Origin of the sequence: Synechococcus sp. R5-12 (assembly GCF_047502655.1) — a bacterium.
Classification (GTDB): Bacteria; Cyanobacteriota; Cyanobacteriia; order Thermostichales; family Thermostichaceae; genus Thermostichus.
The window spans coordinates 1-5,928 of the sequence record NZ_JANSIM010000161.1; the positions used below are offsets into that span (position 1 = coordinate 1).

At 59.2% G+C, this 5,928-nt stretch carries 5 protein-coding genes; 3 read left to right on the forward strand and 2 right to left on the reverse strand.

The window, feature by feature from the left end:
• Positions 1 to 325: 325 nt before the first annotated feature.
• A complete protein-coding gene (locus tag NW843_RS09265) occupies positions 326 to 1,240 on the reverse strand; it encodes a hypothetical protein (RefSeq protein WP_414522762.1) in 915 nt (304 codons plus the stop codon).
• A 120-nt stretch (positions 1,241 to 1,360) separates the two neighbouring features.
• Between NW843_RS09265 and NW843_RS09270 the strand changes: the two genes are divergently transcribed.
• Together NW843_RS09270 and NW843_RS09275 are read left to right on the forward strand one after the other, a co-directional pair.
• Positions 1,361 to 1,735, forward strand: a complete 375-nt coding sequence (locus NW843_RS09270; RefSeq protein WP_011432658.1) for a rhodanese-like domain-containing protein — start codon at positions 1,361 to 1,363, stop codon at positions 1,733 to 1,735.
• A 157-nt stretch (positions 1,736 to 1,892) separates the two neighbouring features.
• Positions 1,893 to 3,695 carry an aminopeptidase P family protein gene (locus tag NW843_RS09275; protein WP_414522763.1) on the forward strand — a complete coding sequence of 601 codons (1,803 nt, stop codon included), beginning with the start codon at positions 1,893 to 1,895 and terminating at the stop codon, positions 3,693 to 3,695.
• A 27-nt stretch (positions 3,696 to 3,722) separates the two neighbouring features.
• Here the strand turns inward: NW843_RS09275 and rlmN are convergent, their stop codons facing one another.
• Positions 3,723 to 4,781 carry a 23S rRNA (adenine(2503)-C(2))-methyltransferase RlmN gene (gene rlmN / locus NW843_RS09280; RefSeq protein WP_414522764.1) on the reverse strand — a complete coding sequence of 353 codons (1,059 nt, stop codon included), beginning with the start codon at positions 4,779 to 4,781 and terminating at the stop codon, positions 3,723 to 3,725.
• A 416-nt stretch (positions 4,782 to 5,197) separates the two neighbouring features.
• Between rlmN and NW843_RS09285 the strand changes: the two genes are divergently transcribed.
• On the forward strand, positions 5,198 to 5,854 hold the full coding sequence (locus NW843_RS09285) for a chromophore lyase CpcT/CpeT (protein ID WP_011432661.1): 657 nt from the start codon (positions 5,198 to 5,200) through the stop codon (positions 5,852 to 5,854).
• Positions 5,855 to 5,928 lie beyond the last annotated feature (74 nt).

Consider the following 5,928-nt stretch of genomic DNA (forward strand, 5'->3'; position numbering starts at 1 on the left):
ATTCCTCCCGACACCGACCCTACGGGTACAGTGCGGGGCTCCTGGGATTTCTAGCTGAAGATGCCAGTGTTTCTTGAGGTTGGGTCCTTTCAAGACACCTCGACCCAACCTTTCGAGACCCCTCGGGATTGTTCGGTCAATTGCTGGCAGGAGTGGGGCGATCCACCACCGGAGCACCAAGGGAGTCGCCGCTATCGCAACCGCTCAAAAATAGGGCCAGCACCAGAAAGCAAACAAGCTGAGGGGCGCATAGTTTCCCATCTTAACAAGCTCAACTGCCTGTCCAGATTACCCCAGAGCCATTCCTCCTCATCCTGAAGATTTCCTAAGGGACGGTGGGGATGGCCAGGGATCCCTCCAGAGCCAAGCGATCGCTGACGGTGAGACGCCGGCTCTCCAGTGTGATGCCCGTTTGGTTAACCAACATCACCGAGATCCACTCAGCACCGGGTTCTTGGGGAGCATCCGCCTGTAGGAAGATCCCTCCGGCCTGTAGGGGTTCGAGAGCAAACGAAGTCACCTCTGGGTAGCCCGCCCCGGCAACAGGTTGTTCGGCAACGGCGCCCAACAACAAAGAGTGGGTGAGAGGCTCTGCCACAATTGCCTGCAGCGAATAGGTGGATCCCGGTTTGACCACCTCCGGCAGGTTCAAGGTGACGGTGGGAGGGGCAGATCCAGAGGTGAGGGTGCTGGCCTCCCGCAGCACTTCTTGGTCAATCAACAGCAGTTGTCCGGGATTGGCTGGATCCGGGCGATAGCGATTGCGCACCAGGGCAGAGGCTTCTACCTGAAAGTCCCCCCGCACCGAGGATTGGGATCCCTCTACTTGGCTGAGAATATCCGCAACAATCTCAGGGCCCACCTGCCGCCAGGAGAGGATCTGGGCCGAATAGGTGAGCTTGGGATGAGAGCTCCACAGCTTGCGGATGGCACCTTCCACCTCTTCCCGGTCCAGCCCATCTCGGTGGCGGAAGTCGGGGCTGTAGCCGGCCATCACCCCTGGCAAATCCCGCCGGTTGGCGGCGGCCACCTGCTGGCTTAGCCACTCCACCAGGGCGGCTGGCGGTGGGCTGGAAACTTGCCGCTGGATCCCACTTTCTAGGGGCATCGGGGCAGCTTGGGCCCAAGCCGAGGACTCCGTCCGGCTGACGTGACCGGCTGTCAATCCAAGGGGGATGCTCCAGCTCACGGCCAGAGCAAGGGGCCAAAGCAGTTGCGGAAAGTTAGATCGGGATCTCAAGCTGTGGGCCTCCAGCCGGCAAATCTGGATCCCAGTCTAGCCTCAGGGCAGTTGGGATCCCAAAGTCCAGACCAGATAAGATCGATTGGAATAAGCTTTGGCTCATAGCGCCTGTTCTCCATGGCTCCCCAGCACTCTCCAGCTTTCTTGGCCCTGGTCAACGAGGCCAAAAGCCGCATCCAAGAACTGACAGTCGAGCAGGTCAGGCAAAAACAACTGCAAGGGGATCCCTTCTATTTTGTGGATGTGCGGGAAGAGTCGGAGTGGCAAGCCGGCCACGCTGCCGGAGCCATCCACTTGAGCAAAGGGATCATTGAGCGGGACATCGAGAGGGTGATCCCCGACAAAGAAGCGGAGATCGTCCTGTACTGCGGCGGCGGGTTTCGTTCGGCGTTGGCAGCCGATAATCTACAGAAAATGGGCTATCGTCGGGTGATCTCGATGGATGGGGGCATGCGGGCTTGGCGGGAAGCGGGTTTTCCTGAGGAGCGCTAGAGCTGGCGGATTTCTTCCCTCACCCATAGGAAGAGGGAGGTATTGGCTGCTATCTGGCTGCTATCTGAAATGGCTGACCACTGAAGGCGGGAAGTGGGGGCGGCCCAACCTTGTTTAGAATGGCGATAGCCTGGCCGTTTAGCTTTACCCCTCTGCCATGCTCCAAACCCTGCCCCGCCTGGATGTTGCTGCCCGTTTGCAGCAGTTGCGCCAGCTTCTGCGAGAACAAGATCTGGATGGCTTTTGGGTTCCCTCTGCTGATGAGCATCTCAATGAGTATTTGCCGGAACATCGCAAGCGGCGTCAGTGGATCACAGGCTTTACCGGCTCGGTGGGGGATGCCTTGATCACCCGGGACAGGGCTTGGCTGTGGGTAGATCCCCGCTATCACGAACAGGCGGAGCGGGAGGTGGATCCCAATCTATTGACAGTGATCAAAGGAGGTCTGCCGAATCAGCCCAGCCTGATGGAGATTGTGGAAGAGCTGGGATCCGGCTTTCGCCTGGGGGTGGATCCCTTTACGGTGGCAGTGGCCACCTATCGCCAGTTGCAGGCCCATGCCCAAGCGGGAGGGGTGCTCTTGATCCCGGTCATGGAAAACTTGGTGGATAAGCTGGCTCAGGGATCCGCTCCTGTCGCTCCCTTTGACCGGCCCATTGACTCGGTACCCACCCACCTAAGCGGGGCCACCCCTGCAGAAAAGCTGGCCCAAGTCCGGCAGGAGATGCGCCGCAAGCGGGTGGGACTGTTGCCCCTGACCAAATTGGATCAGGTGGCCTGGCTGTTTAACCTGCGGGGATCCGACATCCCCTACAACCCAGTGTTTTGGGCCTATGCTTTGGTCAGCCTAGATAGAGCGGCTCTATTCACAGATCTGGAGCGGCTCAGTCCCCCATCTCGGCAATTTCTGGCAGAAGCCGGGGTGGAACTCTGGCCCTACGAGACCTACAGCCAACAACTGCCCCAATGGGCCAAGAGCTATGCGCCGGTGGGCTTGGATCCCAAGCAGACCACCCAGGGCACTCAAGAGCTGCTGCAGGATGCGAGCTGCCGCGAGCTGGAGCACCCAGTAGAAGCCCTCAAGGCCGTGAAAAACCCCACCGAGCTGGAACAGATGCGCCTGGCCAACCGCAAAGCCAGCCGGGCCAAGATCCGTACCCTGGCCTGGATCGACCGGCAAATCCAACAGGGGATCCCCGTCACCGAAGCCGACGTGGCCGCGATCATGGAGGCCCACTACCGGGAGGAAGGGGAGTGGGTGGGCCTGAGCTTTAACACCATTGCCGGCGCCGGCGCCAACAGCTCCATCATCCACTACAGCACTCCGGATCCCCAAAAGCTGCTGCAGCCGGGCGAACTGTTTTTGTTGGACTCCGGATCCCACTACTTGGGGGGCACCACCGACGATACCCGCACCGTTTGGATTGGCCCGCAACCCGCGGATCCCTTGTGCAAGCGGCGCTATACCGAGGTCCTCAAGGCCCACATTCAATGCGCCCGCCAGATCTTCCCCCCCGACACCTATGGAGTCTCGTTGGATGGGATCGCCCGCTCTACCCTTTGGCAGGCCGGGCTGGACTATGGCCATGGCACCGGCCACGGTGTCGGCGCCTTTTTGAATGTCCACGAGGGGCCCAACGGGATCCACCGCCGTGCCAGCACCCCTCTCAAAGTGGGCATGATCAACAGCATCGAGCCGGGCTACTACCAGCCGGGATGGGGTGGGATCCGCCTGGAGAACCTCTACGAGGTGATTGCGATTCCCGAGCCCGAGGGCTGGATGGGCTTTCGCTCCCTAACTTGGATCCCTTTTGATGGGCGCTTAATCGATTGGGAACTGTTGAACGAGGCGCAGCGAGCCTGGCTGGACGAGTATCACCGGCAGGTTTACGTCATGCACCACGCCACCTTGCCAGAACAGGATGCCGCCTGGTTACGACGCGCCTGCGGACTGAGCTGATGTACTCGCAAAAGCGTTGCGCGGCGATTACAAATCCCCTGGCAAAGAACGCAGGAAGGATCCCCGCAGTTGACCGCATGCGGCATTGCCATCCAAACCACGGGTTTGGCGCACAGTGGCCCGCACTTGGTGCTGTTCGAGCTGGCGGACGAACTCTCTGACCCGTGTCGGGTGGGGGCGTTGATAGTCAGCTTCAGAGATGGGGTTGTAAGGGATCAGGTTCACGTGCAGTTGTACCCCTGACCGGCTGGCCTGCTGCAGCAATTGCGCCAGTTGGCGGGCATGAATGGGCAGATCGTTGACCCCCGACAGCAGGGTATATTCAAAACTGACTCGCCGCCCGGTGCGCAGCATGTAGTCACGGCAATCCTGAATCAGAGCATCCAGAGGGTAGTGGGCTGCCGAAGGGATCAACCGTTGCCGCAGATCTTGATTGGGAGCATGCAAGCTGACGGCCAGGGTAACTTGCAGATCCTGCTGCGCCAGCCAGGCAATTTGCCGGGGTACCCCCACCGTCGAGAGGGTGATATGCCGTTGGCCGATGCCGATATCTTGATTCAGGCTGCGGATGGCTTGTACCACCGTATCGCGGTTGAGCAGGGGTTCCCCCATGCCCATAAAGACCACATGGCTGACGCGACGGCCAAAATCTTCCTGCACCGTCAACACCTGATCCAGAATCTCGTGCAGCTCTAGGTTGCGCCGGTAGCCCATCTTGCCGGTGGCACAGAAATCGCAGGCCATCGGGCAGCCCACCTGAGAAGAGACGCAGACCGTCAGACGCTTGGCCGTTGGGATCCCTACCGTTTCGATCAACTGCCCATCCGCCAACCCCAGCAGAAACTTCACGGTGCCATCGCGGGCCTCTGTCCGCTGCACAATGCGCGAGCGTCCCACCGGGTAGCTTTGCACCGCCTCTCGCCAAGCCCTAGGAAACACCGTCACCTGTTCCAGGGAGCGGATCCCTTTTTGGTAGATCCAAGCATGCAGTTGTTGCCCGCGATAGGCCGGCTGTCCTTGGGCAACCGCCCAGTCTTTCAGAGCAGACAAGGATTGCCCCAGCAGCGGAATGGGTAGGGCCGACATCAATACCACCTTAGACGAGATCTCAAGAGGCACAGGAGTCCGGCTCCTCTACTCTAGCCTGTCCCTGCAACCCAATCCCCTTCAAGAACTCCGTCCGAGTGGCGCGAACGGCCTCGTCGCCACAGGGTTGCGGTTCCCCTGCCCATGGCAACAACTCCGCCAGAGACAGGGCGGGTGACGGTAAGCAACAATGCTCTCTTAAATCCCTTAAATTCCCTTAAATCAAGTTGCCCAAGGGCTTTTCCACCCCGCACTCAAGTACAGGGCTACCAAGCTATTCCCTGGTGTAGTTTTGTAGAGTGTGTTATGGAGTGCGCCATCGGGACGGAGTCCCTGACAGTTGGACAAAGTCTGCAGGATCAGGAGCGCTCGATCTGAATCTTCTCGATTTCAATCCATTGAATCCATCTGAACCTATGTCTGTTTCCCCCCAACTGGCCCAACTGGCCACCTGGATGGCAGGGCACTTCAACAACCTACAACAGGCGATTGCAGAGCCCGTCTGGTTTGCCAACATTCATGTGTACCAATGCCCCTTGCCTTGGTCGGTGTTGCAGGGGGTGGGGTTTTACGTGGAGCAACTGTACGACATTTATCCTGAGCAGCCTTACCGACAGCGGGTGATCCACCTCTTCGATACTCCAGATGGGATCCGGATTCAAAACTATGCTCTGACAGCTCCTGACTCCTACAGGTGCGCCGGTCGGGAGTTGTTGCTAAGCAACGCTTACGCGAAGGGGAAATTGGCCGGTCTGACAGCAGCGGAGTTGGAACTCTTGCCCGGCTGTGTCACCCAGGTGGAATGGACGGGATCCTGCTATCGGGGCCGCAGCCTGCCCGGCAAAGGCTGTATTGTTGAACGCAAAGGCAGAACCACCTATTTGTACAGCGAGTTTGAGATCGGAGCCGACTACTTTCACAGCTTGGATCAAGGTCGGGATCCGGAGACCGATCAAGTGATCTGGGGATCCCTATCCGGGCCTTTTCGGTTTGTCAAAAAGCAAGATTTTTCCCAGTACCTACCGCAGTGGGCTGAAGTGCTGAACCATGAGGCTGTTGGAGCAACTGGTTGAGCAGCTGCGGGCGCTGGGGATCCCGTTCGCGTCGTCAGCTAGAAATCGCAGGAGCCCCGCACTGTACCCGTAGG

Excerpts from the sequence above, each read along its gene's own strand:
- rlmN (WP_414522764.1), bottom strand. The coding sequence starts at position 4,781 with ATGTCGGCCCTACCCATTCCGCTGCTGGGGCAATCCTTGTCTGCTCTG.
- NW843_RS09270 (WP_011432658.1), top strand. The coding sequence starts at position 1,361 with ATGGCTCCCCAGCACTCTCCAGCTTTCTTGGCCCTGGTCAACGAGGCC.
- NW843_RS09285 (WP_011432661.1), top strand. The coding sequence starts at position 5,198 with ATGTCTGTTTCCCCCCAACTGGCCCAACTGGCCACCTGGATGGCAGGG.
- NW843_RS09275 (WP_414522763.1), top strand. The coding sequence starts at position 1,893 with ATGCTCCAAACCCTGCCCCGCCTGGATGTTGCTGCCCGTTTGCAGCAG.